The 25,510-nt window shown below is 67.3% G+C and carries 24 protein-coding genes; 14 read left to right on the forward strand and 10 right to left on the reverse strand.

Going from position 1 to position 25,510, the window contains the following annotated elements; translation table 11 throughout:
* Positions 1-3 precede the first annotated feature (3 nt).
* On the reverse strand, positions 4-1,143 hold the full coding sequence (locus ABIB28_RS09185) for an SET domain-containing protein (RefSeq protein ID WP_354287913.1): 1,140 nt from the start codon (positions 1,141-1,143) through the stop codon (positions 4-6).
* A 110-nt stretch (positions 1,144-1,253) separates the two neighbouring features.
* Complete coding sequence (gene dapE, locus ABIB28_RS09190; RefSeq protein WP_354287914.1) at positions 1,254-2,390, reverse strand: succinyl-diaminopimelate desuccinylase; 1,137 nt, start codon at positions 2,388-2,390, stop codon at positions 1,254-1,256.
* A 10-nt stretch (positions 2,391-2,400) separates the two neighbouring features.
* On the opposite strand from dapE, the gene ABIB28_RS09195 reads away from it, so the two are divergent.
* On the forward strand, positions 2,401-2,865 hold the full coding sequence (locus ABIB28_RS09195) for a cupin domain-containing protein (protein WP_354288096.1): 465 nt from the start codon (positions 2,401-2,403) through the stop codon (positions 2,863-2,865).
* 130 nt (positions 2,866-2,995) lie between these two features.
* Here the strand turns inward: ABIB28_RS09195 and ABIB28_RS09200 are convergent, their stop codons facing one another.
* Entirely contained in the window at positions 2,996-3,664 is a 669-nt protein-coding gene (locus ABIB28_RS09200) for a glutathione S-transferase family protein (protein WP_354287915.1), read from the reverse strand.
* 72 nt (positions 3,665-3,736) lie between these two features.
* Between ABIB28_RS09200 and ABIB28_RS09205 the strand changes: the two genes are divergently transcribed.
* Entirely contained in the window at positions 3,737-5,080 is a 1,344-nt protein-coding gene (locus ABIB28_RS09205; protein WP_354287916.1) for a chloride channel protein, read from the forward strand.
* Entirely contained in the window at positions 5,077-5,544 is a 468-nt protein-coding gene (locus ABIB28_RS09210; RefSeq protein WP_354287917.1) for an OsmC family protein, read from the forward strand. Before ABIB28_RS09205 ends, ABIB28_RS09210 begins: the two co-directional genes overlap by 4 nt.
* 34 nt (positions 5,545-5,578) lie before the next feature.
* On the opposite strand, the gene yihA is transcribed toward ABIB28_RS09210, so the two are convergent.
* The 6 genes from yihA to ABIB28_RS09240 all read right to left on the reverse strand — a co-directional run bounded on the left by yihA (position 5,579) and on the right by ABIB28_RS09240 (position 9,279).
* Complete coding sequence (gene yihA, locus ABIB28_RS09215; protein WP_354287918.1) at positions 5,579-6,214, reverse strand: ribosome biogenesis GTP-binding protein YihA/YsxC; 636 nt, start codon at positions 6,212-6,214, stop codon at positions 5,579-5,581.
* Positions 6,211-7,965: a membrane protein insertase YidC gene (gene yidC, locus ABIB28_RS09220; RefSeq protein ID WP_354287919.1), complete on the reverse strand. Its 1,755-nt coding sequence runs from the start codon at positions 7,963-7,965 to the stop codon at positions 6,211-6,213. The genes yihA and yidC overlap by 4 nt, the downstream gene beginning before the upstream one ends.
* A gap of 34 nt (positions 7,966-7,999) precedes the next feature.
* Positions 8,000-8,212: a membrane protein insertion efficiency factor YidD gene (yidD, locus tag ABIB28_RS09225; RefSeq protein ID WP_322162526.1), complete on the reverse strand. Its 213-nt coding sequence runs from the start codon at positions 8,210-8,212 to the stop codon at positions 8,000-8,002.
* A gap of 151 nt (positions 8,213-8,363) precedes the next feature.
* Entirely contained in the window at positions 8,364-8,681 is a 318-nt protein-coding gene (rnpA, locus tag ABIB28_RS09230; RefSeq protein WP_322162527.1) for a ribonuclease P protein component, read from the reverse strand.
* A gap of 32 nt (positions 8,682-8,713) precedes the next feature.
* Positions 8,714-8,848, reverse strand: coding sequence for a 50S ribosomal protein L34 (gene rpmH, locus ABIB28_RS09235; protein ID WP_010162954.1), 135 nt, complete (start codon positions 8,846-8,848; stop codon positions 8,714-8,716).
* A 101-nt stretch (positions 8,849-8,949) separates the two neighbouring features.
* On the reverse strand, positions 8,950-9,279 hold the full coding sequence (locus ABIB28_RS09240; protein ID WP_354287920.1) for a hypothetical protein: 330 nt from the start codon (positions 9,277-9,279) through the stop codon (positions 8,950-8,952).
* Positions 9,280-9,419: 140 nt separating this feature from the next.
* On the opposite strand from ABIB28_RS09240, the gene ABIB28_RS09245 reads away from it, so the two are divergent.
* On the forward strand, positions 9,420-10,925 hold the full coding sequence (locus ABIB28_RS09245; RefSeq protein WP_354287921.1) for a YifB family Mg chelatase-like AAA ATPase: 1,506 nt from the start codon (positions 9,420-9,422) through the stop codon (positions 10,923-10,925).
* A 68-nt stretch (positions 10,926-10,993) separates the two neighbouring features.
* Entirely contained in the window at positions 10,994-11,527 is a 534-nt protein-coding gene (locus tag ABIB28_RS09250; RefSeq protein WP_189675835.1) for a DUF805 domain-containing protein, read from the forward strand.
* 57 nt (positions 11,528-11,584) lie between these two features.
* Here ABIB28_RS09250 and ABIB28_RS09255 read toward each other — a convergent pair whose 3' ends face one another.
* Positions 11,585-12,994: a helix-turn-helix domain-containing protein gene (locus ABIB28_RS09255; RefSeq protein WP_354287922.1), complete on the reverse strand. Its 1,410-nt coding sequence runs from the start codon at positions 12,992-12,994 to the stop codon at positions 11,585-11,587.
* Positions 12,995-13,081: 87 nt separating this feature from the next.
* Between ABIB28_RS09255 and ABIB28_RS09260 the strand changes: the two genes are divergently transcribed.
* The 9 genes from ABIB28_RS09260 (at position 13,082) to ABIB28_RS09300 (ending at position 25,435) form a co-directional block, all read left to right on the forward strand.
* On the forward strand, positions 13,082-14,608 hold the full coding sequence (locus ABIB28_RS09260) for an acyl-CoA carboxylase subunit beta (RefSeq protein WP_322162535.1): 1,527 nt from the start codon (positions 13,082-13,084) through the stop codon (positions 14,606-14,608).
* Positions 14,605-16,746, forward strand: coding sequence for a methylmalonyl-CoA mutase (gene scpA, locus ABIB28_RS09265; RefSeq protein ID WP_354287923.1), 2,142 nt, complete (start codon positions 14,605-14,607; stop codon positions 16,744-16,746). Before ABIB28_RS09260 ends, scpA begins: the two co-directional genes overlap by 4 nt.
* Entirely contained in the window at positions 16,743-17,837 is a 1,095-nt protein-coding gene (gene bioB / locus ABIB28_RS09270; RefSeq protein ID WP_502958230.1) for a biotin synthase BioB, read from the forward strand. The genes scpA and bioB overlap by 4 nt, the downstream gene beginning before the upstream one ends.
* A complete protein-coding gene (locus ABIB28_RS09275; RefSeq protein ID WP_354287925.1) occupies positions 17,828-18,190 on the forward strand; it encodes a lysozyme inhibitor LprI family protein in 363 nt (120 codons plus the stop codon). The genes bioB and ABIB28_RS09275 overlap by 10 nt, the downstream gene beginning before the upstream one ends.
* 174 nt (positions 18,191-18,364) lie before the next feature.
* A complete protein-coding gene (locus ABIB28_RS09280; protein WP_502958233.1) occupies positions 18,365-20,410 on the forward strand; it encodes an ATP-binding protein in 2,046 nt (681 codons plus the stop codon).
* 129 nt (positions 20,411-20,539) lie between these two features.
* Positions 20,540-22,003 carry an efflux transporter outer membrane subunit gene (locus tag ABIB28_RS09285; protein ID WP_354287927.1) on the forward strand — a complete coding sequence of 488 codons (1,464 nt, stop codon included), beginning with the start codon at positions 20,540-20,542 and terminating at the stop codon, positions 22,001-22,003.
* The gene (locus tag ABIB28_RS09290) at positions 22,004-23,377 is read left to right on the forward strand and encodes an efflux RND transporter periplasmic adaptor subunit (RefSeq protein WP_354287928.1); all 1,374 of its coding nucleotides are present in this window, start codon (positions 22,004-22,006) and stop codon (positions 23,375-23,377) included.
* Positions 23,367-24,227 carry an ABC transporter ATP-binding protein gene (locus ABIB28_RS09295; RefSeq protein WP_354287929.1) on the forward strand — a complete coding sequence of 287 codons (861 nt, stop codon included), beginning with the start codon at positions 23,367-23,369 and terminating at the stop codon, positions 24,225-24,227. Before ABIB28_RS09290 ends, ABIB28_RS09295 begins: the two co-directional genes overlap by 11 nt.
* On the forward strand, positions 24,227-25,435 hold the full coding sequence (locus tag ABIB28_RS09300) for an ABC transporter permease (RefSeq protein ID WP_133186434.1): 1,209 nt from the start codon (positions 24,227-24,229) through the stop codon (positions 25,433-25,435). The genes ABIB28_RS09295 and ABIB28_RS09300 overlap by 1 nt, the downstream gene beginning before the upstream one ends.
* Positions 25,436-25,510: the final 75 nt, after the last annotated feature.

Raw genomic sequence — 25,510 nt, forward strand, 5'->3', positions numbered from 1 at the left:
GCGCTACGCCGCCCGGTCGCGCGCCACCGCGTCGCGGCGGCGCAGATACGGCGCGACGAGGTTGCGCGACCTGAACCACTCCTGGCGCTCCTGCGACAGCGTCGAGAAATTGCCGATGACGCGACGGCACTCGGCGCTGCGGCACTGGCAGATCATGTGCCAGTTCGATTCGGCGAGCGTCGTCGAATAGTCCCACGCGATCTCCTCGCCCGCTGCGATGTCGCGCACCGCGACCAGCGTCACGCTGCCGCCGGCGAAGCGCAGGCCGGCATTGGGGTCGCAGCTATGGTTGATGAGATCGTCGATCTTGCCCGATGGCCCCATGAAATGCTGCGGCGTCACCTGGACGAAGCGATCGCTCGATCCGCGCATCAGGCTGGGCACCTGGTCGGCGCGGAAGCGGCGTCCGGTGAAGCGGATGATCGCATCGCCCTCGGCAAAGCCTTGTGCGGCATAGACCGCCTTGCCGAGATGCGTCTCACCGACCGCGAACAGACTGGCGGCGGGGCCGTACGCGTCGAGCACGTAGAAGCGGCCCTGCCGGAAGCCGAGCGAGCGCAGCGGGTTGATCGTAGCCAGGCCGACCATGAACCACACGCTCGCGTGGCACAGCAGTTCGACGAGGATATAGGCATATTCGCCGACATGCTGGTCGCCGCTGCGGGTCGCGACGAGCAGCGTCGCAAGGTCGCCGATCGACCACAGGCCCCAGGCAGGCGAGCGTTCGCGCGTGCGGTCCTGCAGCACGCTCTGCCAAGTCGGCCAGAAGCTCACCGGCACCGCGACCACCACGAGCATATGCGCCCAGAAGGCATTGTGCGAGACGATCCACAGCGTCAGCGCGGCAAGGCAAGTGCCGGTGCAGAACAGCTCGCCGCGCGACGGCGCGCTCCACACCGAGCGGCGCCAGATCCCGATCGTCACCGCGGCGCATGCGAGAGCCGACAGCGCGAACACCCAGCCGGGGAGTGCGTTCGGGTTGACCGCGGCGTAGGTGGCGGCCTCGACGGTGGTGGCGGCGCTCCAGATCAGCCAGGAGGCGCGGTTGGGCTGGACGAGGTGCCGACGCAGCCCGACCAAGTACAGGCCATAGCCGGCCACGCTGCACGCGATCGCAATCAGGAACCAGGGATCGATTGGCATGCCCGCGCACCGTTAAGGTTAATTCTATGCGTATCGCATCTGCCGACTCGCGTCCACGAAAACGTAGGAATATCCACGAGTCGCACCGAAGCTCGACGATTTGGACTCGGTTAAAGCTGTGCGACCCGCGCGATGATCTCGGCATAGATCGCGGTGATCGCGGTCATGTCGGCGAGCGCCACGGCTTCGTCGAGCTTGTGCATCGTTGCGTTCACCAGCCCAAACTCGACCGTCGGGCACAGCGCCGAGAGGAAACGCGCATCGGACGTCCCGCCCGTGGTCGACAGCGCGGGCGCGAAACCGGTCTGCGCTTCGATCGCGGCGCCGATCAGCGCGGAGAACGCGCCCGGCGCGGTGAGGAAGGCTTCGCCCGATATCCGCGCGGTGACGATCGCGGCGGGATCATGCCGATGGACGAGCGCTTCGATCCGCTCGACCAGAGCGCCCCCGCGCTGCTCGTCGTTGAAGCGGATGCTGAGCCGCGCACTCGCCTTGGCCGGGATGATGTTGGTGGCCGGGTTGCCGACGGCGATGTCGGTGACTTCGATGTTCGACGGCTGGAACCAGGCATTGCCCGTGTCGAGCACGAGTCCGTCGATCTCGGCGAGTATCGCGACCAATCGCGGGATCGGATTGTCGGCGAGCTGCGGATAGGCGACATGGCCCTGCTTGCCCGGCACTTCGATCCACAGATTGACCGAGCCGCGGCGGCCGATCTTGACCATGTCGCCGAGCTTTGCCGACGAGGTCGGTTCGCCGACGAGGCAGAAATCGGGGCGGACGCCGGTTTCCGCCATCCGCTCGATCAGGCTGCGCGTGCCGTAGGTGGCGGGGCCTTCCTCGTCGCCGGTCAGGATCAAGCTGAGCGGGGCGGTCGGCTCGGCCGGGATCGCGGCGATGAAGGCGGCGATCGCGCCCTTCATGTCGACCGCGCCGCGGCCGTAGAGCAAGTCGCCGCGGATCTCGGGTGCGAACGCGCCGCTCGTCCAGCCCTCGCCGGGGGGCACGACATCGAGATGCCCGGCAAAGGCGAGATGCGCGCCGGTGCCGCCGCGCGTCGCGAGCAGATTCTCGACCGGGCCGTCGGGGGCCTCACCGAGGGTGAAGCGATCGACCGTGAAGCCGAGCGGCAGCAGCGCGGCTTCGACCACGTCGAACACGGTGCCCCGCGCCGGGGTCACGCTCTCGCAAGCGAGCAGCGCCTTGGCGAGGGTGACGCAATCGGGCAGGTTCGAGGTGCTATCCATGGAGGCGACATTGCCCAAGCTCGACCTCGATACAATCCCGCAAACCAACGCGACGGGCTATCCGCCGCCGTTCGATGCGCCGGTGCAGGGGCGCTGGTACCGCCAGCTCGCGCCGCCTGCTGGGCTGACGCATTTCGGGGCGAGCCATGTCACGCTCGAACCCGGCGGCTGGTCGTCGCAGCGGCACTGGCATGCCGATGAGGACGAACTGGTCGTGATGCTGTCGGGCGAGGCGGTGCTGGTCGAGGACGCCGGCGAGACGCTGTTGCGTACGGGCGACGTCGCGACGTTCGCGGCCGGGGTCGCGGACGGGCACCATCTGCAGAACCGCAGCGACGTGCCGTGCGTCTATGTCGCGATCGGCGCGGGGCCGCGGCTGCAGGGCGGGGAGTATCCTGATATCGACATGCGCTTCCTGCCCGGCCGTTACGAGCGGAAGGACGGGACGCCGTATCCGACCGAGCGCGTGCCGTAGCGTCGCTTCCACCCAGGCGGAACCAGGTGCCGTTCGCCGTGAGCCTGTCGAAGGGCACCTCGCAGCAGGCTGGCGCTCAGCGTGCTGAGGGCAGGGCTTCGACAGGCGCAGCCCGAACGGATTTGGGGTGTCAGGCCGTCGGCGCCGGCTGCTCGAATTGCTCGATCACCCATTCCTCTTCCTGCGCGCTCGCGATCCAGTCCTGCATAAACGGGTGGTGGAGCACCGCCTCCATATAGGGCGCGGCGAAGCGCGCGATCGGCAGGCTGTAGGTGACGATCCGCGTCACCACCGGCGCGTACATGATGTCGGCCGCGCCAAACGCGCCGAACAGGAAATCGCCCTCGCCGCCGAAGCGGGCGCGCGCCTGTGCCCACAGCTCCATGATCCGCTCGAGATCGGCGAGCACGTCGGCGTCGGGCTGGGCGGGCGGGAAGATCTGGCGGACGTTCATGCTGTGCTTGCGGCGCAGCGCGGTGAAGCTCGAATGCATCTCCGCCGCCATCGACCGCGCCATCGCGCGCGCGGCGTCATCGGCCGGCCAGAACAGGTCGCGCGAGGTCTTCTCGGCGAGGTATTCGACGATCGCGAGGCTGTCCCACACCACGGCGTCGCCATCCCACAGGATCGGCACCTTGCCCGAGGACGGCGCGAATTCGTCGCCTGCGCGGCGCTTGTCCCACTCGGCGTCGTAAAGCGGCACGACGGCTTCTTCGAACAGCAAACCTGATTGCTTGCACGCGAGCCAGCCGCGCAGCGACCAGGAGGAATAGGCCTTGTTGCCGATGATGAGTTTCATGGCCCCTGCCTAAGGGAGCGCGGAACGCCGCGCAACCGCATCTGCGGGTGGTGTCCAGCGCCGCAATCGCGCATGAGCGCGGGCATGAATCGCAATGCGCCTTATGCCGTCCGCCTCGTCTCGATCGTGTGGCGCCGACGCGGTGCGCGCCAGGCCGGGATGCAAATCGGTCGGTTGCGGCGGCGGCTCGCGACCGGGGTCGGCGCGGTGCTGCTCGGGCTGGTCGCGTTGCTCTTTGCCGGGGCGAGCGACCGCGCGCAGGCGGTTTTCGGTGTGTTCGTCGCGCGCTTCCCGTATGCGCCGCTCGCTTTGACCCCGGCGGTGTTCGCGCTGGTCGTGTGGGTGACGCGCCGTACCGCGCCCTATGCCCGCGGATCGGGCATTCCGCAGGTGATCGCCGCCAGCCGCGCGCCCGATACGCCGCCGAGCAACGCGCTCGTCTCGCTGTGGACGGCGTGCGTCAAGCTCGTGCTGACGATCGTGATGCTGCTCGGCGGCGCGTCGGTCGGGCGCGAGGGGCCGACGGTGCAGATCAGCGCGGCGATCATGGTCAAGGTCCATCGCTATCTGCGCGTGCCGATCACCTCGGGCGTGCTGATCGCGGGCGGCGCAGCGGGCGTCGCGGCGGCGTTCAACACGCCGCTCGCGGGGGTTGCCTTCGCGATCGAGGAGCTTGCGGCCGCCTACGAGCAGCGTGTCGCGGTGCTGGTGATGGGGGCGGTGATGATCGCGGGCCTGGTAAGCCTCGGGATCGCGGGCGACTATGTCTATTTCGGGGTGATGCACGAGACGCTGGGAGTGTCGGCTGTCTTGCTCGTCACCCCGGTTGCAGGCGTGCTCGGCGGTGCCGCGGGCGGGCTGTTCTCGCGGCTGGTGCTGGGCTTTGCGGGCGCGCGCTGGCGGCCGATCGCGGAGGCGCGGGCGCATCCGATCCTGTTCGCTGGCGGATGCGGGTTGGTTGTCGCGCTGCTCGGGATTGTCACCGGCGGCGCGACGTGGGGCACTGGCTATGGCGCGACGCGCGCCTTGGTCGAAGGGCTTGGCCAGTCGGACTGGTTCGGGCCGGCCAAGTTCCTCGCAGCGCTCGCCACGACGCTCAGCGGCGCGCCGGGCGGCATTTTCGCGCCATCGCTCGCGGTGGGGGCCGGGTTCGGCAACCTGCTGACCGGTCTGTTCGCTGGCCAGCCGGCGGGTGCGGTCGTGCTGCTCGGCATGACCGCCTATTTCGTCGGCGTGGTGCGCGCGCCGCTGACCGCGGTGATCATCGTGATGGAGGCGACCGCGGCGCGCGGGCTGATCCTGCCGCTGTTCGCGACCGCGCTGATCGCCGATGCGGCGAGCACATTGGTGTGCCGTGAGCGGCTGTATCACGGGCTCGCCAAACCGTTCGTGGCGCTGGTGGAGGGTAAGGCATGACACAACACGATTTCACCGCGCGAATCGCCTGGACGGGCAACCGCGGGGCGGGGACCTCTACCTATCGCGGTTACGACCGGACGTGGGACATCGCGACCCCCGGTGGGGCGGTGGTGGCGTGCTCGAACGATCCGCGGCTCGGCGGCGATCCGGCGTTGCCCAACCCCGAGGACCTGCTGCTGGCGAGCTTAGCGGGGTGCCACATGCTGTGGTACCTGCATCTGGCGAGCGTCGCTGGCGTGGTGGTGACCGGCTATGCCGACGATCCGCTCGGCATGGGCGAGAGCGCGCCCGACGGCACCGGGTGCTTCGTCAAGGCAGTGCTGCGGCCTCGGATCGAGGTCGCGGCGGGGAGTGACTTGACGATGGCGGATGCGATCCACGCGCAGATCCACGCGCACTGCTTCATCGCGCGGTCGGTAAACTTTTCGGTCGAGGTAGCGGCAACCTACGTCGAGGTTTGAACCGCGTCGGTCGATGGACCGACGCGCGCAAGTCTCAGCGTACCGCCTCGATTACCGCTGCGCGCAGTTCGGGGATGCCGAGCCCGGTCTCGCTCGACGTCACCAGGATCTCGGGATGCGCTGCCGGGCGCTTGCGCGCTTCGACCGCGGTCGCCTCGGTGACCTCGACCAGTTCGGAAGCCTTGATCTTGTCGGCCTTGGTGATGACCATGCGGTAGCTCACCGCCGCCTTGTCGAGCATCTCGAGAATGTCGCGATCGACCTCCTTGATGCCGTGGCGCGCGTCGATCAGCACCAGCGCGCGCTTCAGCACGTCGCGCCCGCGCAGGAAATCGTTGACCATGAAGCGCCACTTCTTGACCAGGTCCTTCGGTGCCTTGGCATAGCCATAGCCAGGCATGTCGACGAGGCGGAACGCCAGCGGATTGCCGGCGTCGAAGAAGTTCAGCTCCTGCGTGCGGCCCGGCGTGTTCGACGTGCGCGCGAGCGAGTTGCGGTTGGTCAGCGCGTTGAGCAGCGACGATTTGCCAACGTTCGAGCGGCCGGCGAAGGCGACTTCGTTGACCGTCGGCTCGGGGATGAACTCGAGCGTCGGCGCCGACTTCAGGAACGCGATCGGCCCGGCGAAGAGCTTGCGCGCAATCTCGATATCTTCTGGTTCGAAGCTCACTTCTTCACCGCCGGCTCTTTGAGGCCCGGGTGCCGCGCGTACAGCAGGCGCTGCTGCGCGACGGTCCACAGGTTCGAGGTGATCCAGTAGACCTGCAGGCCGACCGCGAACGGCGCCATCACGAACATCAGCACCCACGGCATGATCGCGAACACCTGCTTCTGCGCGTCGTCCATCGGCGCCGGGTTCAACTTGAACTGGAAGAACATCGAGATGCCGAGCAGCACCGGCACGATGCCGATCGCGAGGAAGGGCGGCAGATGATACGGCAGATAGCCGAACAGGTTGAGGATCGTCGCGGGATCGGGCGCCGACAGATCGTGGATCCAGCCGACGAACGGCTGATGGCGCATTTCGATCGTCAGCAGCAGAACCTTGTACAGCGAATACATGATCGGGATCTGGATCAGCGTCGGCAGGCAGCCCGCGAGCGGGTTGACCTTCTCGGCCTTGTACAGCGCCATCACTTCCTGCTGCGCGCGCGCCTTGTCGTCCTTATGCTTCTCCTGGATCGCCTTCATCTTCGGCTGGATCGCCTTCATCGCGGCCATCGAGGCGAACTGGCGCTGCGCGACCGGGAAGATCAGGGTGCGGATCGTGACGGTGAGCAGGATGATCGCGACACCGAAATTGCCGATCATGCGGAACAGCCAGTCGAGATATTTGAAGATCGGCTTTTCGACGACCTCGAACCAGCCCCAGTCGATCGCCTTGCCGAAATGCTGGATGCCGAGGCGATCCTCATAGCGGTCGAGCGTGTTGGTCTCCTTTGCGCCTGCAAAGAACTTCGCGGTCGAGACGAGCGCCTTGCCCGGCGCGATGACGCGCGGCGCCTGTGTGAAATCGCCCTGGAAGGTGTCGCCATTGGCGGCGTGGAAGCCGGCATGCACCTGCGCCTTGGGGTCCGGGATGACCGCGGCGAGGAAGTATTTGTCGCCGAAGCCGAGCCAGCCGCCCTTTGCGTCGAAGAAGTTGTCGCCGGCCTTGGCATTGCTGCCCCAGATGCGGCCCATGAAGGTCGCGTCCTTGCCCTTCAGATTGTCGAAGGTGATGTCGTAGGTCGCGCCTTTGTCGAACACGCCGATCGGGCCGATGTGATTGGTCCAGGTGTCGGGCTCGGTGCCAACGCCCGAGCGCGAGACAAGCGCATAGGGGCGCAGCGCGATCGGCGCCGGGCCGGCGTTGCCGACGCTCTGGCGCACCGTGAACATGTATTTGTCGTCGATCGCGAAGGTCAGCGCGAAGACCTGGCCCTTGCCGTTCGCCCAGCGCAGCGTGACCGGCGTGGTGGGGGTGAGCGCACCACCGCTCGCGGTGAAGACCGTGTCGCCATTGGGGACGGTGACGCCGTCGCCATTCCAGCCGAAGCCCGCAAAATACGCGTCCTTGGTGCCGCGCGGCGACAGCAAGCGGATCGGCGGTGAATTCTTGTCGATCGTCTGCTTGTATTTGGTCAGCGTCAGATCATCGATCCGCGCGCCCTTGAGGTTGATCGAGCCTTGGAGGTCGGCGGTGCGGATCGGCACGCGCGGGCTCTCGGCCTGGACGATCTTGAGATCGCGCACGGCGGCAGCACCCGTCGCGGCGGGGCCGGTTGGCGTGTTGACGACCTGGCTCTTGCCGTCGACCAGCTTGGTGGCAGGCGGGTTCGCCGCGCGCGGAAAGAAGCGCGCCGACAGGAAATTGCCGCCGAACAGGATGATCGCGGCGAGCACCGCGAACAGGATGAAATTGCGGGTGTCTTGTTTCACGCTGGCGTTATCCGTTCGTCACTCGCGGGAGTCTTCAGGGCACAGGATCGGGTCCGAACCCGCCCCAGGGATGGCATCGCGCGATTCGCTTGGCCGCCAACCACCCACCTTTCACCGCGCCATAGCGACGTAAGGCGGTGATTGCATAGGCGGAACAGCTTGGCTGATAGCGGCAGGTAGGCGGGAGGATCGCCGAAGGGCCAATCTGCCAGCCGCGGACGAGCAGCACGAGGAGGCGGGTCAGCATGGCTGCGCTCCGGCGCGAATCGCCCATCCGTCACCGCGGCCTTGTGCCGGGGTCCACCGGGCGGCTCGCGCATCCCTTGCAATCTGGGCGTTGCGCGGGGTGCGAAGTGGGCCCCGACACAAGGCCGGGGTGACAGTGGGGGGCGTGGGGCTCACCGTGCCACCTTCGCCAGCGCCTTGACCAGCTCGGCGCGCAGCACGGCGTAATCGCGCTCGATCCCGCCGTTGCGGCCGATCAGCACATGGTCCGCCCCGCGCACGCCCGAATCGGGGAGCACATCACGCGCCAAAGCGCGCAACCGGCGTTTCATCCGGTTCCGCACCACGGCATTGCCGATTTTCTTGGTAACGGTGAAGCCGACACGCATGTCGCTCGATCCGTCGTCGCGGGCGCGCACCTGCAGGACAAAGCCCGGCATCGGCGCTCGCTTGCCAGCATTCGCCGCGAGAAAGTCGCGGCGAATCTGCAATGTCCGTATGTCGGCTCCGCCGACGGGGTTTCTTAGGCCGACAGCTTCTTGCGGCCGCGGTTGCGGCGCGCGCGAATCACGTTGCGGCCGCCTGGCGTCGCCATGCGCGAGCGGAACCCGTGGCGGCGTGCGCGCACCAGATTGCTCGGCTGAAAGGTCCGCTTCATTGTTCATTCCCTAAAATTCTGCCCGGGGCACGTCTAAATAGAAAACGGCCGCCACGAGGACGGCCTTGGTGGGCTGCGCTTAACGACCGACCTGCGCAAAGTCAACGCGGGCGATGGTTCGACGGCGGGGCGAGAATCTCGGCGAGGCGCTGGCGGAAGGTCGGCGGCGGACCCTCGGGCATCACCGCCTTGTCGCGCGCACGGCGGCGCGCCGCGCTTTTGCGGCGCAGCCCCATGTCGGCATAATGGCCGAGCGCTGGCCAGCGACGTTTGGTGTCGACAAATATCCGCTTAGTGCGGTGCGAATTCTGCAACATCAGCGCAAGGCCTGCGGCGAACACGAAAATGCCGCCCGGCCCGGGAATCGCGCCGACCAGCGGCGAGAGAATCACCAGGACGACGCCGGTGGAAAACCATAGCGTACGGAGCATTGGATGGCGTTGCGGCTTCATTGACGTTCGATGTGGGTCGCGCGAGCCGGTTCGGCAAGGCGCGATCACGCCACGCCAGCACGCCCGCTATCGTCACGGGCAAAAGACGTTATGCTGTCAGCACTTGCTGGGGGGTGGGGATGGTCGCGAGCGTGTCGACGGTGGCGTATCTCGGGCTCGAGGCGCGTGCCGTCGAGGTCCAGGTGCAGCTCATTCCCGGATTGCCGGGCTTCTATGTCGTCGGACTCGGCGACAAGGCGGTCGGCGAGAGCCGCGAGCGCGTGCGCGGCGCGATCGCGGCGATGGGGCTGGCGCTGCCGCCCAAGCGGATCGTGGTCAATCTCTCGCCCGCCGACTTGCCCAAGGAAGGATCGCATTTCGACTTGCCGATCGCGCTCGGGTTGCTCGCCGCGATGGGCGTGGTCGATGCCGAGACGCTGAGCGACTATCTCGTCGTCGGCGAACTGAGCCTCGACGCACGGATTGCGCCGTCGCCGGGGGTGCTGCTCGCGGCGCTGCATGCCTCGGAACGCGGGCTCGGGCTGATCTGCCCGGCGGCGCAGGGCGCCGAGGCGGCATGGGCGGGGCAGGCGGTGCTCGCCGCGCCCGACATCCTCTCGCTGATCAACCACTTCAAGGGGCATGGCCTGCTCGGCGCACCGCAGCCGGGCACGGTCGAGGCGGTGCTTGCCGGACCCGATCTGCGCCAGGTCAAGGGGCAGGAAACCGCCAAGCGCGCGCTCGAGATCGCGGCGGCTGGCGGGCACAATCTGCTGATGGTCGGCCCGCCGGGATCGGGCAAGTCGCTGATGGCGTCGTGCCTGCCCGGCATCCTGCCGCCGCTCGATCCGGCCGAGGCGCTCGAAGTGTCGATGGTGGCAAGCGTCGCGGGCACGCTCAGCGGGGGGCGTCTGACTCGGTCGCGGCCGTACCGCGCGCCGCATCATTCGGCGTCGATGGCGGCGCTGGTCGGCGGTGGATTGAAGGTCAAGCCGGGCGAGGTCAGCCTCGCGCATCTCGGCGTGTTGTTCCTCGACGAACTGCCCGAGTTCCAGCGTGCGGTGCTCGATTCGCTGCGCCAGCCGCTCGAGACGGGGACGGTCAGCGTCGCGCGCGCCAATGCACACGTCACTTTCCCGGCGCGCGTCCAGTTGATCGCGGCGATGAACCCGTGCCGCTGCGGGCATCTCGGCGATGCCGCGCTGGCGTGCTCGCGCGCGCCGCGCTGTGCCGCGGATTACCAGGCGAAGGTGTCGGGCCCGCTGCTCGACCGGATCGATTTGCATGTCGAAGTGCCGGCGGTGAGCGCAGCGGATTTGGTGCTGCCGCCGCCCGCCGAAGGTTCGGTCGAGGTCGCGGCGCGCGTTGCGACGGCGCGCGGCGTCCAGACGCTGCGCTACGCCGATCATCCGGTGCGCACCAATGCCGAGGCTGATGGCGAATTGCTCGATACGGTCGCGACGCCAGACGAGTCCGGGCGTGCGTTGCTGGCGCAGGCATCGGCGGCGATGCGGCTGTCGGCGCGGGGCTATACGCGCATCCTGCGCGTCGCGCGGACGATCGCCGATCTCGCCGGGACCGAGCAGGTCGGGCGGCTGCACGTCGCCGAGGCGTTGAGCTATCGCCGCCAAGCGCCACGTAATTGAAGGACTTGCTCCCGCAATGTTTGGCCGCAACACTATAAGCATGCGCAGCCCGCGCCAGGGGACAGACGATGGAATGGATGATCTTGCCGTTGAAGCGCTACGCGCAATTCAATGGCCGCTCGCGCCGCAAGGAATATTGGATGTGGATCCTGTTCCAGGTGATCGTCGGCATCGTGCTCAGCTTTGTCGATGCAGCGCTCGGACTTGGCGGACAGGCCACCGGCACGACGAGCGCAGTGCCGGGTAGCGTCGCTGCGGCGGGCAATCTGCGCGGCGGGATCCTCAGCAATATCTTCTCGCTTGCGGTGCTGCTGCCCAACATCGCGGTCGCGGTGCGGCGGATGCACGACATCGACCGCAGCGGCTGGTACATCCTGCTGCCGATGGTCCCGGTATTCGTCGCGATCTTCGCTGTGGCGGGCAGCGCGGCGTCGGGAAACATGGGCGTGATGGTTCTTGCAGGCGTCGCCGGGCTTGCCGCGCTGGTCTGCAGCATCCTCGTGTTCGTCTGGTATTGCACCGCCGGCACGCCGGGCCCCAACCGCTTCGGCAACGACCCGAAGGCGGACGTTCCTGCCGACCTCGCGCGCACCTTCGAGTAACGCGCCCCGTCGCGTGGCGCGGGGATCGCGCTGCGATCGGGTCGGCCGCCCCCACCGCTACGGAGTGGTGCGAAGCTCGTAGGGGATCCGCCCGCGCCGGTCGGGATCGATGTGCAAATCGCTCGCGGCCGGCGGGAAGGCGCGCTGGTCGCAATCGGCGCGCGGGCAGACGCGGCACGAGCTGCCGATCGGGGTTGCGCTGCTGTCGGTGCGCAACCCATCGGCATAGACGAAGGCGGGCGCGTAGCGCTCCTCGCAGCCGAGCGCGACGGCGTAGCGGCGCGGGGCGCGCGTGTAGCTGTTCGAGGGTTTGACGAGCCCCTTTGCCATCGAGACGTAGCGCACGCTGTCGGGCGTCTCGGCGAGCTGGACGAGGATGCGATCGGGGATCGCCACGGCTTCGTGCACCACCCAGAGCGGACAGGCCCCGCCGAAGCGCGCGAATTCGAGCCGTGTCGCCGAATGCCGCTTGGTGATGTTGCCCGCCATGTCGACGCGGCAGAAGAAGACGGGGATGCCGAGTGCGCCGGGGCGCTGGAGCGTCGAGAGGCGGTGGCAGGTTTGCTCGAAGCTCGTCCCGAACTGGAGCCGGAGCTGGTCGACATCGTGGCGACATTCGCGCGCGGCCTGGCGGAAGGCGAGATACGGCATCAGCAATGCCCCGGCGGCGTAATTGGTGATGCCCGCGCCGAGCAGTTGGCGTCCGACGCTCGTCTGCGATCCGCGCGCGGCGATGCTCGCGACGAGATCGCCGAATTCGAGCCGCGCGAGCTGATACGCGACCGAGAACAGTATGCTCTCCGCCGGCTGCGACGGATCGACATGCAGCACGCCTGCCGGATCGAACGCGCGGATCGCGCTGTCGCCATTTGCGATCGGGGCGACGCGCACCCCGAAGCGGTTGAGCAGCCGCGCCTCGATCTGCTGCAGCGCCGGGCCGTCGGCGAATTCGGCGGCGATCCGCTCGGCGGCACGGTCGATCTCGTCGATGTAGTTCTGCTGCGCGTGAAACCAGTCGCGCACTTCTTCCCACGGCAGGCGGCGTGCGCTGCCCTCGGCGCCGACCTGATCGTCGAGCGCGCGCAATTGCGCGAGATTTGCGCGCTGCGTCGCATAGAGCGCGGCGAGGCGGCGCGCGATCAACGGGTGCTGGCGGATGACGCGTTCGATATCGCTGAGATCACCAACGACGTCGCCGACGCTCGGGTCCGAACAGGCGTCGATCACATCCGACAGCAGCGTCTCGGTCTCGCTCGGGTCGATCGCCGACCAGTCGTGCGGATAGTGCGTGGCGAGCGCCGCCAGCACGTTGCCGGTGATCGGCCGGTCGCCGCTCTCGATCTGTGACAGATACGACACCGAGATGGCGAGTGCCCGCGCCATCTCGGCCTGGCTCAAGCCGAGCTGCTTGCGCACCGCGCGGACACGGTAGCCGTCGAACGATCGGCGCGATTGGGGGACGGGCATTGTGAAGTTTCCACACGCATATTTGCAAAACCACATTTGCATAGTGCGCGCAGAGCGGCAAGACGAGCGCGACCTAAGGGAGTGCGCATGTCTTCGACCCTCGCCGAACTGGACCGCAAGCGCGAAGCCGCCCGCATGGGTGGCGGTGAAAAACGCATCGCCGCGCAACACGCCAAGGGCAAGCTGACCGCGCGCGAGCGGCTCACTGTCCTGCTCGACGAGGGCTCGTTCGAGGAGCTCGACATGTATGTCGAGCACAATTGCGTCGATTTCGGAATGCAGGACCAGATCATCCCCGGCGACGGCGTGGTCACGGGTTCGGGCACGATCAACGGCCGGCTGGTGTTCGTGTTCAGCCAAGATTTCACCGTGTTCGGCGGTTCGCTCAGCGAGCGCCACGCGCAGAAGATCTGCAAGATCATGGACATGGCGCTCAAGGTCGGCGCGCCGGTGATCGGGCTCAACGACAGCGGCGGCGCGCGCATCCAGGAGGGCGTCGCCTCGCTCGGCGGCTATGCCGAGGTGTTCCAGCGCAACGTTCTGGCGAGCGGCGTTGTGCCGCAAATCTCTCTCATCATGGGGCCATGCGCCGGGGGTGCCGTCTATTCCCCGGCGATGACCGACTTCATCTTCATGGTGAAGGATAGTTCCTACATGTTCGTCACCGGCCCAGATGTAGTGAAGACCGTTACCAACGAGATCGTCACGCAGGAGGAACTGGGTGGAGCGGTGACGCATACCACGAAGTCGGGGGTCGCCGACGTGGCCTTCGAGAACGATATCGAGGCGCTGCTCGCGGCCCGCGACTTCGTGGATTTCCTTCCCGCCTCGAACCGGGAAGCATCGCCCGAACGGCCGTCGTCCGATCCGTGGGACCGGATCGAGCACAGCCTCGACCAGTTGGTGCCGGCGAGCGCGAACCAGCCGTACGACATGCACGAGCTGATCCGGAAGACGGTGGACGAGGGCGATTTCTTCGAGGTCCAGCCGACGCATGCCGGCAATATCATCATCGGGTTCGGGCGGATCGAGGGGCGCACCGTCGGCTTCGTCGCGAACCAGCCGATGGTGCTCGCCGGCTGCCTCGACATCAATTCGTCGAAAAAGGCGGCGCGCTTCGTGCGCTTCTGCGACGCGTTCGAGATCCCGATCGTCACCTTCGTCGATGTGCCGGGCTTCCTGCCGGGCACCGCTCAGGAATTGAACGGCATCATCAAGCACGGCGCCAAGCTGCTGTTCGCCTATGCCGAGGCGACCGTGCCGAAGATCACGGTGATCACGCGGAAAGCTTACGGCGGCGCGTATGACGTGATGGCGTCGAAGCATTTGCGCGGCGACCTCAATTACGCTTGGCCGACCGCCGAGATCGCGGTGATGGGCGCGAAGGGTGCGGTCGAGATCATCTTCCGCGGCCGCTCGCCCGAGGAGATCGCCGAGCAGACCGCGCAGTACGAGGCGCGCTTCGCCAACCCGTTCGTCGCGGCGAGCAAGGGGTTCATCGACGAGGTGATCCAGCCGCACTCGACGCGCCGCCGCATCGCGCTGGGCTTGCGCAAGCTGCGCGGCAAGGCGCTCGAAAACCCGTGGAAAAAGCACGACAACATCCCATTATGACCGACAAACCAACGCTGAGCGACTGGCAAGCGGCTGCTGCCAAGGAAGTCAAAGGTCGCGACCTGACCTGGCAGACGCCCGAGGGAATTGGGGTCAAGCCGCTCTATACCGCGGCCGATGTCGAGGGGATCGACCCCGGCCTCCCCGGCTTCGCGCCGTTCACGCGCGGGGTGCGCGCGTCGATGTATGCGGGGCGGCCGTGGACGATCCGGCAATATGCGGGCTTCTCGACCGCCGAGGCGTCGAACGCCTTCTACCGCCGCAACCTGGCGGCGGGGCAGAAGGGGCTGTCGGTCGCGTTCGATCTGGCGACGCATCGCGGGTATGACTCGGACCATCCGCGCGTGACCGGCGATGTCGGCAAGGCGGGCGTGGCGATCGACACGATCGACGACATGAAGATCCTGTTCGACGGCATTCCGCTCGACAAGATGTCGGTCTCGATGACGATGAACGGCGCGGTGATCCCGATCCTCGCCTTCTTCATCGTCGCGGGCGAGGAGCAGGGGGTGCCTCAGGCGCTTCTCGACGGGACCATCCAGAACGACATCCTCAAGGAGTTCATGGTCCGCAACACCTACATCTACCCGCCCGAGCCGAGCATGCGGATCATCTCGGACATCATCGCCTACACCTCGGCGCATATGCCCAAGTTCAACTCGATCTCGATTTCCGGCTATCACATGCAGGAAGCCGGGGCGACGCAGCTGCAGGAACTGGCGTTCACGATCGCCGACGGGCGCGAGTACGCCAAGGCTGCGATGGCGTCGGGGCTCGACCTCGATGCGTTTGCGGGCCGGCTGAGCTTCTTCTTCGCGATCGGCATGAACTTCTTCATGGAGGTCGCCAAGCTGCGCGCGGCGCGGAAACTGTGGCACCGCGTGATGACCGATCTTGGCGCCAAGGACGAGCGCTCCAAGATGCTGCGCACGCATTGCCAGACGTCGGGCGTGTCGCTGACCGAGCAGGATCCGTACAACAACGTCATCCGCACGACGGTCGAGGCGATGGCGGCGATGCTGGGGGGCACGCAGTCGCTCCACACCAACGCGCTCGACGAGGCGATCGCGCTGCCGACCGATTTCTCGGCGCGGATCGCGCGCAATACGCAGATCGTGCTGCAGGAAGAGACGGGGATGACCAAGGTCGTCGATCCGCTCGGCGGCAGCTATTATATCGAGGCGCTCACCGAGGAGCTGGTCGACAAGGCGTGGGAGATCATCCAGCGCGTCGAGGCCGAGGGCGGTATGGCGCAGGCGGTTGCGGCGGGCTGGCCCAAGGCGATGATCGAGGAAGCCTCGGCCGGCCGCGCGGCGCGCGTCGACAAGGGCGAGGACGTCATCGTCGGCGTCAACAAGTACAAGCTCGCTGAGCAGGACCCGATCGACATTCTCGACGTCGACAACGTGGCGGTGCGCGAATCGCAGATCGCGCGGATCGCGCGGTCGAAGGCTGGGCGCGACGAGGCGAAATACACGGCGGCGCTCGACGCGTTGCGCGAAGGCGCGCGCGGCACGACCAATGTGCTCGCGCTCGCGGTCGAATGCGCCCGCCAGCGCGCGACGCTCGGCGAGATTTCCTCCGCCATGGAGGATATCTTCGGCCGCTACGACACAGTCCCCACCCCGGTGTCGGGCATTTACGGCGGCGCGCACGAATTCGACGCGGCATGGCAGGGGCTCAAGGAAGGCGTCGTCTCGCTCGAGACGCGCAACGGCCGCCGTCCGCGCATGCTCGTCGCCAAGATGGGGCAGGACGGGCATGACCGCGGCGCCAACCTCGTGTCCTCGGCGTTTGGCGACCTTGGGTTCGACGTGGTGCCGGGGCCGTTGTTCCAGACGCCGTCCGAAGCGGCCAAGCTCGCGATCGAGAGCGATGTCGACGTGGTCGGCGCGTCGTCGCTCGCGGCGGGGCACAAGACGCTGATCCCAGAGCTGATCGGGCATCTGCGCGAGGCCGGGCGCGGCGACATCAAGGTGATCGCGGGCGGGGTGATCCCGGCGCAGGATTATCAGGTGTTGCGCGACGCCGGCGTGCAGGGGATTTTCGGGCCCGGGACCAATCTGGTCGAGGCTGCGGGCGAAGTGTTGCGGTTGCTGGGGCATAACATGCCGCCGGTCGAGGAAGATGTGAAATGACTGTAGATACGCTCCGTCACCCCGGACTTGTTCCGGGGTCCACCGCGCCCCACGCGCCGACCTTGCAAGCTGAGGCGGAACAGGTCCGGGGTGACGAAGTGCGAACCGACTGGACCCGCGCCGAGATCGCCGCTTTGTTTGATCTCCCGTTCGACGAACTGATGTTCCGCGCCCAGACCACGCACCGCGCACACCACGCTGCGGGGCAGGTGCAGCTGTGCACGCTCTTGTCGATCAAGACCGGCGGCTGCCCCGAGGATTGCGGCTATTGCAACCAGTCCGCCTCGGCCGAGACCGAGCTCAAGGCGAGGAAGCTGATGGACGTCCGCGCCGTCCTGCAATCCGCTGCGCAGGCGCGCGATGCGGGGAGCCAGCGCTTCTGCATGGGCGCCGCCTGGCGCAACCCCAAGGACAAGGACATGCCCGCGATCATCGAGATGGTGCAGGGCGTCCGCCAGATGGGGATGGAGACCTGCATGACGCTCGGCATGCTCACGCCCGCCCAGGCCGAGCAGCTCGCCGCGGCGGGGCTCGATTACTACAACCACAACATCGACACCTCGCCGGAAAAATACGCCGAGGTCATCACGACGCGGACCTTCCAGGACCGGCTCGACACGCTCGAGAACGTGCGTGAGGCGGGCATCAATGTCTGCTGCGGCGGGATCGTCGGGATGGGCGAGACGCGCGCCGATCGCGTCGGTTTCGTCCATGCGCTCGCTACGCTGCCGCGGCATCCCGAGAGCGTGCCGGTCAATGCGCTGGTGCCGGTCAAGGGTACCGTGCTCGGCAACATGCTCGCCGACACGCCGCTCGCCGCGATCGACGACATCGAGTTCGTGCGGACGGTCGCGGTCGCGCGGATCACGATGCCGCTGAGCATGGTGCGGCTGTCGGCCGGGCGCGAGAGCATGTCCGAGGCGACGCAGGCGCTCTGCTTCATGGCGGGCGCGAACTCGATTTTCACCGGCGACAAGCTGCTCACCACGGGCAATGCCGGCGACGATAAGGACGCCGCACTGCTGGCGAAGCTCGGGCTCGTCCCGATGGTCGGCGAGGAACCGATGCGGAAGGAAAAGACGTGCTGCTGATCGCGCTGCTCCTCACCGCCGCCGCCCCGGTCCAGACCAAGGCGGCGATGAACCGCTCCGGCGGCGCAAGCTACGCGCAGGCTGACGCGGCGATGACCGCGCAGTGGAAGCGGACCTATGCCTATATGAAGGGCCGCGATGCGCAGGATACGTCGCGCGGCGGCGGGTTCGGTTATGCGGGCGCCTTGCTCGAGAGCCAGCGTGCGTGGCTCAAGTATCGCGATGCGCAGTGCGTCATCGAGGGCGGGCAATATGCCGGCGGATCGGCGCAAGGCATGACGATGGCGGCGTGCCGAACCGACCTGACGCGAGCGCGGACGGCGCAACTGAAATCGATGATCTGGTACCAGTGATGACGAGTTCCCTTCCCGGTTACGGGAGGGGTTAGGGGGAGGGGCCATCCTCCCTCCAGGTTTCACCTCTTGCGGACGGGCCTTCCTCTGGTCCTTCCCGCAAGCGGGAGGGGAGAAGTTAGCGTGTTCAAGAAGATCCTCGTCGCCAATCGCGGTGAAATCGCCTGCCGCGTGATGCGCACCGCCAAGAAGATGGGGATCGCCACCGTCGCGGTCTATTCCGACGCCGATGCGCGCTCCCCGCACGTGCTGATGGCCGACGAAGCCGTCCGGCTCGGGCCGCCCCCCGCGGGCGAGAGCTATCTGCTCGCCGACTTGATCCTGCTCGCCGCCAAGGAAACCGGCGCCGACTGTATCCACCCAGGCTACGGCTTCCTGTCCGAGCGCGAGAGCTTCGCGCGCGCCTGCGCCGATGCCGGGATCGCGTTTGTCGGCCCGCCCCCGAAAGCGATCGCCGCGATGGGCGACAAGATCGAATCGAAGAAGCTCGCCAAGGCGGCGGGCGTCAACGTCGTGCCGGGCTTTCTTGGCGAGATCGACAGCACCGATCATGCGGTCGAGATCGCCTCGGGCATCGGTTACCCGGTGATGATGAAGGCCTCGGCCGGCGGCGGCGGCAAGGGGATGCGGCTCGCATACTCCGAGCAGGACGTGCGCGAAGGCTTCGAGGCGACCAAGCGCGAGGGGCTCGCGTCGTTCGGCGACGACCGCGTGTTCATCGAGAAGTTCATCGAAAGCCCGCGTCACATCGAGATCCAGGTGATGGGCGACCAGCACGGCAACATCGTCTATCTCGGCGAGCGCGAATGCTCGATCCAGCGCCGCCACCAGAAGGTCGTGGAGGAAGCGCCGTCGCCGTTCGTCACGCCGAAGATGCGCAAGGCCATGGGCGAGCAGGCGGTAGCCCTCGCACGCGCGGTGGGCTATTTCTCGGCGGGGACGGTCGAGTTGATCGTGTCGGGCGCCGACACCACCGGCGAAGGCTTCTACTTCCTCGAGATGAACACCCGGCTGCAGGTCGAGCATCCGGTGACCGAGGCCGTGACCGGGCTCGATCTCGTCGAGCTGATGATCCGCGTGGCTGCGGGGGAACCGCTCGGGTTCACGCAGGACGACGTCCAGCTCAACGGCTGGGCGATCGAGAACCGCGTCTATGCCGAGGACCCGTATCGCGGGTTCCTGCCGAGCATTGGTCGGCTGGTGCGGTACAATCCGCCCGAAAGCAGCGAGACGCCCTACCTTTCCCCCTCCCGCTTGCGGGAGGGGCTAGGGGAGGGGCGTGCCGCGAGCGCGGATCTCTCCGGCACGCCCCTCCCGCAAGCGGGAGGGGGGCAAGAAGAAGCCTATACCCGCGTCGATGACGGAGTCCGCGAGGGCGGCGAGGTCAGCATGTTCTACGACCCTATGATCGCCAAGCTGATTACCTGGGCGCCGACCCGCGAGGAAGCGATCGACGAGCAGATCGCCGCGCTCGACGCGTTCGAGATCGAAGGCCCCGGCAACAACATCGATTTCCTTTCGGCCCTGATGCAGCACCCGCGCTTCCGCTCGGGCAACATCACGACCGGCTTCATCGCCGAGGAATATCCCGACGGCTTCCACGGTGCCCCCGCCAATGCCGAGTTGATCGAAGCGCTCGCCGCGATTGCCGCCTTCGCCGCGACCGCCGAGGCCGACCGCGCACGCCGCATCGACGGGCAGCTCGGCAAGCGGCTGCGCCCGCCGTCGGAATGGTCGGTGCGGATCGGCGAGGCGGATCATCTGGTGTCGATCTCGACCGACGGGATCACCGTCGACGATGCCGATCTCGACATCGCACTCGAATATACGCCGGGCGACCGCTATGTTGACGCCGAGCTCGACGATGCGCCGCTCACCGTCAAGATTTCGCGCACCCGCACCGGCTTCAAGCTCACCACGCGCGGCGCGAGTCACGTCGCGCGCGTGCTCCCAGCGCATGTCGCGCCCTACGCGCAGCACATGATCACCAAGATCCCACCCGATCTGTCGAAGTTCCTGCTGTGCCCGATGCCCGGCCTGCTGATGCGGCTCGATGTCGGCGCGGGCGACAAGGTCGAGGCGGGGCAGCCGCTCGCGGTGGTGGAAGCCATGAAGATGGAGAACATCCTGCGCGCCGAGAAGGCGGGCACGGTCAAATCGGTCAACGCTGCGCCCGGCGACAGCCTCGCGGTCGATGCGGTGATCCTCGAGATGGAATAGCCGCGGGCGGCGTCTCGCACTGACGCGATCCGCGATACCGACATTTCGTATCGCGTCAGGACGGAACCGCGACAGGTTGCGACAATAAATCGGTGGACCTCGCACGGTGTGCTAGTCCACACGAACACCATGCGTCACCGCCTTTCCCTGCTGCTCGCCGTCACCGTACCGCTGGCGGCGTGTACGGTTGGCCCCAATTACCACCCCGCCACGCCCGCGACGCTCGGCGTGCCCGATGTGTATTCGGTGCCGAGCGACGGCCGCCCTGCCGCCGATCTCACCGCGTGGTGGACGCAGTTCAACGATCCGCTGCTCGCGAGCATCATCGAGCGCGCGCGCAGCAACAATCTCGACATCGCCCAAGCCGTCGCGCGGCTGCGCCAGGCGCGCGAAGCGCTGGTCCAGTCGCGCGCGCAATTGCTGCCGACGCTCAGCGGATCGGGCGGCTACACGCGCTCGCAAAGTATCCGCGGCGGCACGACGACCTTGCCCGGCGGCGCGACGGTCATCACCGGACGCGGATCGGGCGACACGCTGTCGCTCGGGCTCGACGTGCAATATCAGGTCGGGCTGTTCGGCGAAGTGCGCCGCACGGTCGAGGCGAGCCGCGCGCAATATCAGGCGTCGGGCTACGACTATGCGACCGTCGTGCTGTCGACCCAGGCCGAGACCGCGCGCAACTACATGCTCGCGCGGCTGTATCAAGCGCAGCTCGCCAATGCGCGGGATTCGCTGCGGTTGCAGGACGACAACCTCCAGATCGCGGGCTTCCGCGTCCAGGCGGGGCTCGTCTCCTCGCTCGATGCCGAGCAGGCGCGTTCGCAGCGCGCCTCTACCGCGGCGACGATCCCGACGATCGAGCAGAATTACAACGCTGCGGTGTCGCGATTGGGCGTGCTGACCGGCCAGGCCCCCGGCGCGCTCAAGGCCGAGCTGGCGGCGGCGCGGCCGATCCCGACGGGGCCGGCATCGGTCGCGGTCGGCATCCCGATCGACACGCTGCGCCAGCGCCCCGATGTCCGCGCCGCGGAGCGCGCGCTTGCCGCTGCGACGGCGCAGATCGGCATATCGAAGGCGGCGCTCTATCCGGCGCTGGCGATCAGCGGCAGCGTCTCGACCGATGCATCGCATCTCGGCGACCTGTTCCAGAGCATCGCGGGCCAGGTGTTCGCCGGGCTGACGCAGGCGATCTTCAACGGCGGGCGGCTGCGCTCGCAAGTCCGCGCGAGCGAGGCGGCGGCCGAGGGTTCGTTCGCAGCGTACAGATCGACCGTGCTGAGTGGGCTCGAGGATGTCGAAAACGCGGTCGTCGCGCTCGATAGTGCCAAGCGTCGTGCAGCACAGTTCGCGATCGCGCTCGATGCCGCGAACAACAGCGCGATTCTGTCGCGCACGCAATACCGCGCGGGGCTGACCGATTTCACCACGCTCAACACGTCGGAGGCGAGCTTGCTGACCGCGCGCAATGGCCTGAGCCAGGCGCAGTCCGACCAGGCGACGGCGCTCGTCCAGCTCTATCTCGCGCTCGGCGGCGGCTGGGACAGTGCCGCCGATCCGACCGCCCTCCCGCTCTCTCCCGCACAGGTACGATAGATGGCCGATCCCGCGCGCACCGATCTGAACGAATTTCTCGGCGCCAAGTCGGTTCCCGCCTGGCGCCGCTGGGCGAAATGGGCTGCGGTCGGCGTCGGCGTCCTGTTGCTGCTGATCCTGCTCAAGAGCTGCTTCGGGGGCACTGCCAAGCCCGAATATGCGACCGACACCGTCGCGCGCGGCGCATTGGCGGTCAGCGTCTCGGCAACGGGCAAGCTCGCGCCGACCAACCAAGTCAATGTCGGTTCGGAATTGTCGGGGCTCGTCACCAAGGTCGTCGTCGACGTCAACGACCGCGTGACCAAGGGGCAGCCGCTCGCATTGGTCGATCCGTCGCGTTTCCAGGATACGGTCAACCAAAGCCAGGCCGCGCTCGATGCCGCGGTCGCGACGGTCGCGCAGAATCAGGCGACGCTGTCGCAGTCGAATGCGACGCTTGCGCGCTTCCGGGAGGTCAGCCGCCTGTCGGGCGGGCGCGTCCCCGCCAAGACCGAGATGGACCAGGCGGTCGCCGACCGGAACCGCGCGATCGCCAATGTGCGGGCGGCGCAAGCCAATGTCGCCTCGGCACGCGCGACGCTGTCGTCGAACGCGACGCAGCTCGTGAAAACGGTGATCCGGTCGCCCGTCAACGGCGTCGTGCTCGCGCGACAGATCGAACCGGGGCAGACCGTCGCCGCCTCGTTCAGCACGCCGACGCTGTTCGTCATCGCCGAGGATCTCAGCCGGATGAAGCTCCAGGTCGCGATCGACGAAGCCGATGTCGGATCGGTCAAGGAAGGGCAGAGCGCGGTGTTCACGGTCGACGCCTTCCCGGGCAAGACCTTCCCCGCGGCGATCACGCGCGTCGACCTCGGATCGAACCTGTCGGCGCAAGCGAGCACGACGACCACGACGACGACCACGACCGGGCAAGTCGTGTCGTACAGCGCGACGTTGAGCGTCGGTAACGCCAATCTCCAGTTGCGCCCCGGCATGACCGCGACTGCCGACATCACCACGACCGCCAAGACCAACGTGCTGCTCGTCCCCAATGCCGCGTTGCGCTTCAAGCCGACCGACACGGGCGCGAGCGCCAATAAGGGCATCGCCGGCGCGCTGATCCCCGGCCGTCCACGGCGTGGCGGCGCGGGTACGGGCAAGGGCGAGACGGTCAAGCGCGGCGGATCGCAGACGGTCTATATCGCCGATGCGCGGGGCACGCCGCAGCCGGTGCAGATCACCACGGGTGAGAGCAACGGCGCGATGACCGAAGTGATTGGCGGCAATCTCAAGCCCGGCGATAAGGTCATCACCGGGCAGCTCGCGGCAGGCGCGAGCGCATCGGGGGCGGGCAAGCGCAAGCGGTCGGGCGGGCAGGCCGGTGGCCAGTAACGCCCCCGCCGTCCACGTCGCCGGCCAATATGTGCCGGCCGCGGGCGCACCGATCATCGCGCTGCGTCAGGTCATCAAGACGTACGGCGAGGGCGCGACCGCGTTCCAGGCGCTCAAGGGCATCGACCTCGACATCGCGCAGGGCGATTTCGTCGCGGTGATGGGGGCGTCCGGCTCGGGCAAGTCGACGACGATGAACATCCTCGGCTGTCTCGACGTGCCGAGCGGCGGGACGTTCGTGTTCAAGGGCGTCCATGTCGAGACGCTCGACCGCGACCAGCGCGCGTTGCTGCGGCGCAAATATCTCGGCTTCGTGTTCCAGGGGTTCAATTTGCTCGCGCGCACGACCGCGCTCGAGAATGTCGAGCTGCCCTTGCTGTATCGCGGCGATGCGAAGAAGGAGCGGCGCGCTTTGGCGATGGCAGCGCTCGACAAGGTCGGGCTCGCCGACTGGTGGGACCATACGCCGGCCGAGCTGTCGGGCGGGCAGCAGCAGCGCGTCGCGATCGCGCGCGCGATCGTCACCTCGCCGTCGGTGCTGCTGGCGGACGAGCCGACCGGCAACCTCGATTCGGAGCGGTCGATCGAGATCATGGAGCTGCTGTCGGGGCTCAATCGCGACAGCGGGATCACGGTGATCATGGTGACGCACGAACCCGACATGGCGGCGTTCGCGCATACTATCGTCCATTTCAAGGACGGGCTGGTGGAGCGCGTCGAGGCGCAGCATCGGCCGGGGGAGACTCCCGACGAATCCCCCTCCCGCTTGCGGGAGGGGCTAGGGGAGGGCAGTGCCTCAAGCGACCGCCCCACCGGCACGCCCCCCCCGCAAGCGGGAGGGAAGTCATAATGTTCGGCACGACCCTCCTCCTCGCGCTGCGTTCGATCGCGCGCCACAAGCTGCGTTCGTTCCTCACCACGCTCGGCATCATCATCGGTGTCGCAGCGGTCGTGACGATGGTGACGCTCGGCCAGGCGACGACCGCGGCGGTGCAGAAATCGATCGCCGCGCTCGGCACCAACATCCTCCAGATTCGCCCCGGCCAAGGCTTCGGTCGCGGCGGCGGCGGACCGCGTCCGCCAGACTTCAAGGCCGACGACCCCGCCGCGATCCGCGATCAGATCGCCGGCGTCACCGCAGTCGCGGCGCAGGCCGGCACCACCGGCACCGCGATCTACGAGGGCGCGAATTGGTCGACCACTGTCAACGGCACGACCAACGCCTATTTCCAGGTCCAGCCGTGGCCGCTCGCCGAGGGGCGCATTTTCACCCCGGCGGAGGAAGCCGCAGGCAAATCGATCTGCATCATCGGCAATACCGTCAACGACAATCTCTATCGCGGCGCCTCGCCGCTCGGCACGCGGCTGCGCATCGCGGGGATTTCGTGCGACGTGATCGGGTTGCTGTCGAAGCGCGGGCAGGCGGGCTTCGGCGGCGATCAGGACGATGTCATCATCATGCCGCTGAAGACGGTGCAGCGCCGCTTCACCGGCACGACCGACCTCAAGCTGATGCTCGTCGGCGTCGACCAGGCCTATTCGAGCGCGGCGGTGCAATCCTCGATCGAGGATCTGTTGCGCGAACGCCGCAACATCACTGGCGGCAAGGACGACGATTTCAACATCTTCGATACAGCCCAGATCTCAGCGACGCTGACGCAATCGACCACCTTGCTGACCGGGATTGTCACCGCGGTGGCGGCGATCAGCCTGATCGTCGGCGGGATCGGGATCATGAACATCATGCTCGTCTCGGTGACCGAGCGCACGCGCGAGATCGGCATCCGCCTCGCGATCGGCGCGGTCGCGAACGAGGTGTTGATGCAGTTCCTCGTCGAGGCGATCGCGCTGTCGATGCTCGGCGGGTTGATCGGGCTCGTCGTCGCGCAACTCGCAATCCTCGGCCTTGCGCCGGTGATGAAGGTCGACTTCCTGTTCGTGCCGCAGATCAACCTGATCGCGTTCGGCATCTCGGCGGTGATCGGCGTCGTCTTCGGCTATTTCCCCGCGCGCCGCGCGGCAGCACTCAACCCTATCGACGCGCTCCGCCACGAATAACCGCGTAGCGCTACGCCCTTTCTTCTCCGCGTCTCCGCGTCTCCGCGTGAAATCAATTTCTTGTTCACGCGGAGA

Source organism: Sphingomonas sp. UYEF23 (assembly GCF_040546165.1).
GTDB lineage: Bacteria > Pseudomonadota > Alphaproteobacteria > Sphingomonadales > Sphingomonadaceae > Sphingomonas > Sphingomonas glacialis.

What these genes read in the sequence shown, in the direction of transcription:
- ABIB28_RS09185 (WP_354287913.1), bottom strand. Translation starts at nt 1,143, where the DNA reads ATGCCAATCGATCCCTGGTTCCTGATTGCGATCGCGTGCAGCGTGGCC.
- dapE (WP_354287914.1), bottom strand. Translation starts at nt 2,390, where the DNA reads ATGGATAGCACCTCGAACCTGCCCGATTGCGTCACCCTCGCCAAGGCG.
- ABIB28_RS09200 (WP_354287915.1), bottom strand. Translation starts at nt 3,664, where the DNA reads ATGAAACTCATCATCGGCAACAAGGCCTATTCCTCCTGGTCGCTGCGC.
- ABIB28_RS09205 (WP_354287916.1), top strand. Translation starts at nt 3,737, where the DNA reads ATGAGCGCGGGCATGAATCGCAATGCGCCTTATGCCGTCCGCCTCGTC.
- ABIB28_RS09210 (WP_354287917.1), top strand. Translation starts at nt 5,077, where the DNA reads ATGACACAACACGATTTCACCGCGCGAATCGCCTGGACGGGCAACCGC.
- yidD (WP_322162526.1), bottom strand. Translation starts at nt 8,212, where the DNA reads ATGCTGACCCGCCTCCTCGTGCTGCTCGTCCGCGGCTGGCAGATTGGC.
- rpmH (WP_010162954.1), bottom strand. Translation starts at nt 8,848, where the DNA reads ATGAAGCGGACCTTTCAGCCGAGCAATCTGGTGCGCGCACGCCGCCAC.
- ABIB28_RS09240 (WP_354287920.1), bottom strand. Translation starts at nt 9,279, where the DNA reads ATGCTCCGTACGCTATGGTTTTCCACCGGCGTCGTCCTGGTGATTCTC.
- ABIB28_RS09245 (WP_354287921.1), top strand. Translation starts at nt 9,420, where the DNA reads ATGGTCGCGAGCGTGTCGACGGTGGCGTATCTCGGGCTCGAGGCGCGT.
- ABIB28_RS09250 (WP_189675835.1), top strand. Translation starts at nt 10,994, where the DNA reads ATGGAATGGATGATCTTGCCGTTGAAGCGCTACGCGCAATTCAATGGC.
- ABIB28_RS09255 (WP_354287922.1), bottom strand. Translation starts at nt 12,994, where the DNA reads ATGCCCGTCCCCCAATCGCGCCGATCGTTCGACGGCTACCGTGTCCGC.
- ABIB28_RS09260 (WP_322162535.1), top strand. Translation starts at nt 13,082, where the DNA reads ATGTCTTCGACCCTCGCCGAACTGGACCGCAAGCGCGAAGCCGCCCGC.
- scpA (WP_354287923.1), top strand. Translation starts at nt 14,605, where the DNA reads ATGACCGACAAACCAACGCTGAGCGACTGGCAAGCGGCTGCTGCCAAG.
- bioB (WP_502958230.1), top strand. Translation starts at nt 16,743, where the DNA reads ATGACTGTAGATACGCTCCGTCACCCCGGACTTGTTCCGGGGTCCACC.
- ABIB28_RS09280 (WP_502958233.1), top strand. Translation starts at nt 18,365, where the DNA reads ATGCGCACCGCCAAGAAGATGGGGATCGCCACCGTCGCGGTCTATTCC.
- ABIB28_RS09285 (WP_354287927.1), top strand. Translation starts at nt 20,540, where the DNA reads ATGCGTCACCGCCTTTCCCTGCTGCTCGCCGTCACCGTACCGCTGGCG.
- ABIB28_RS09290 (WP_354287928.1), top strand. Translation starts at nt 22,004, where the DNA reads ATGGCCGATCCCGCGCGCACCGATCTGAACGAATTTCTCGGCGCCAAG.
- ABIB28_RS09300 (WP_133186434.1), top strand. Translation starts at nt 24,227, where the DNA reads ATGTTCGGCACGACCCTCCTCCTCGCGCTGCGTTCGATCGCGCGCCAC.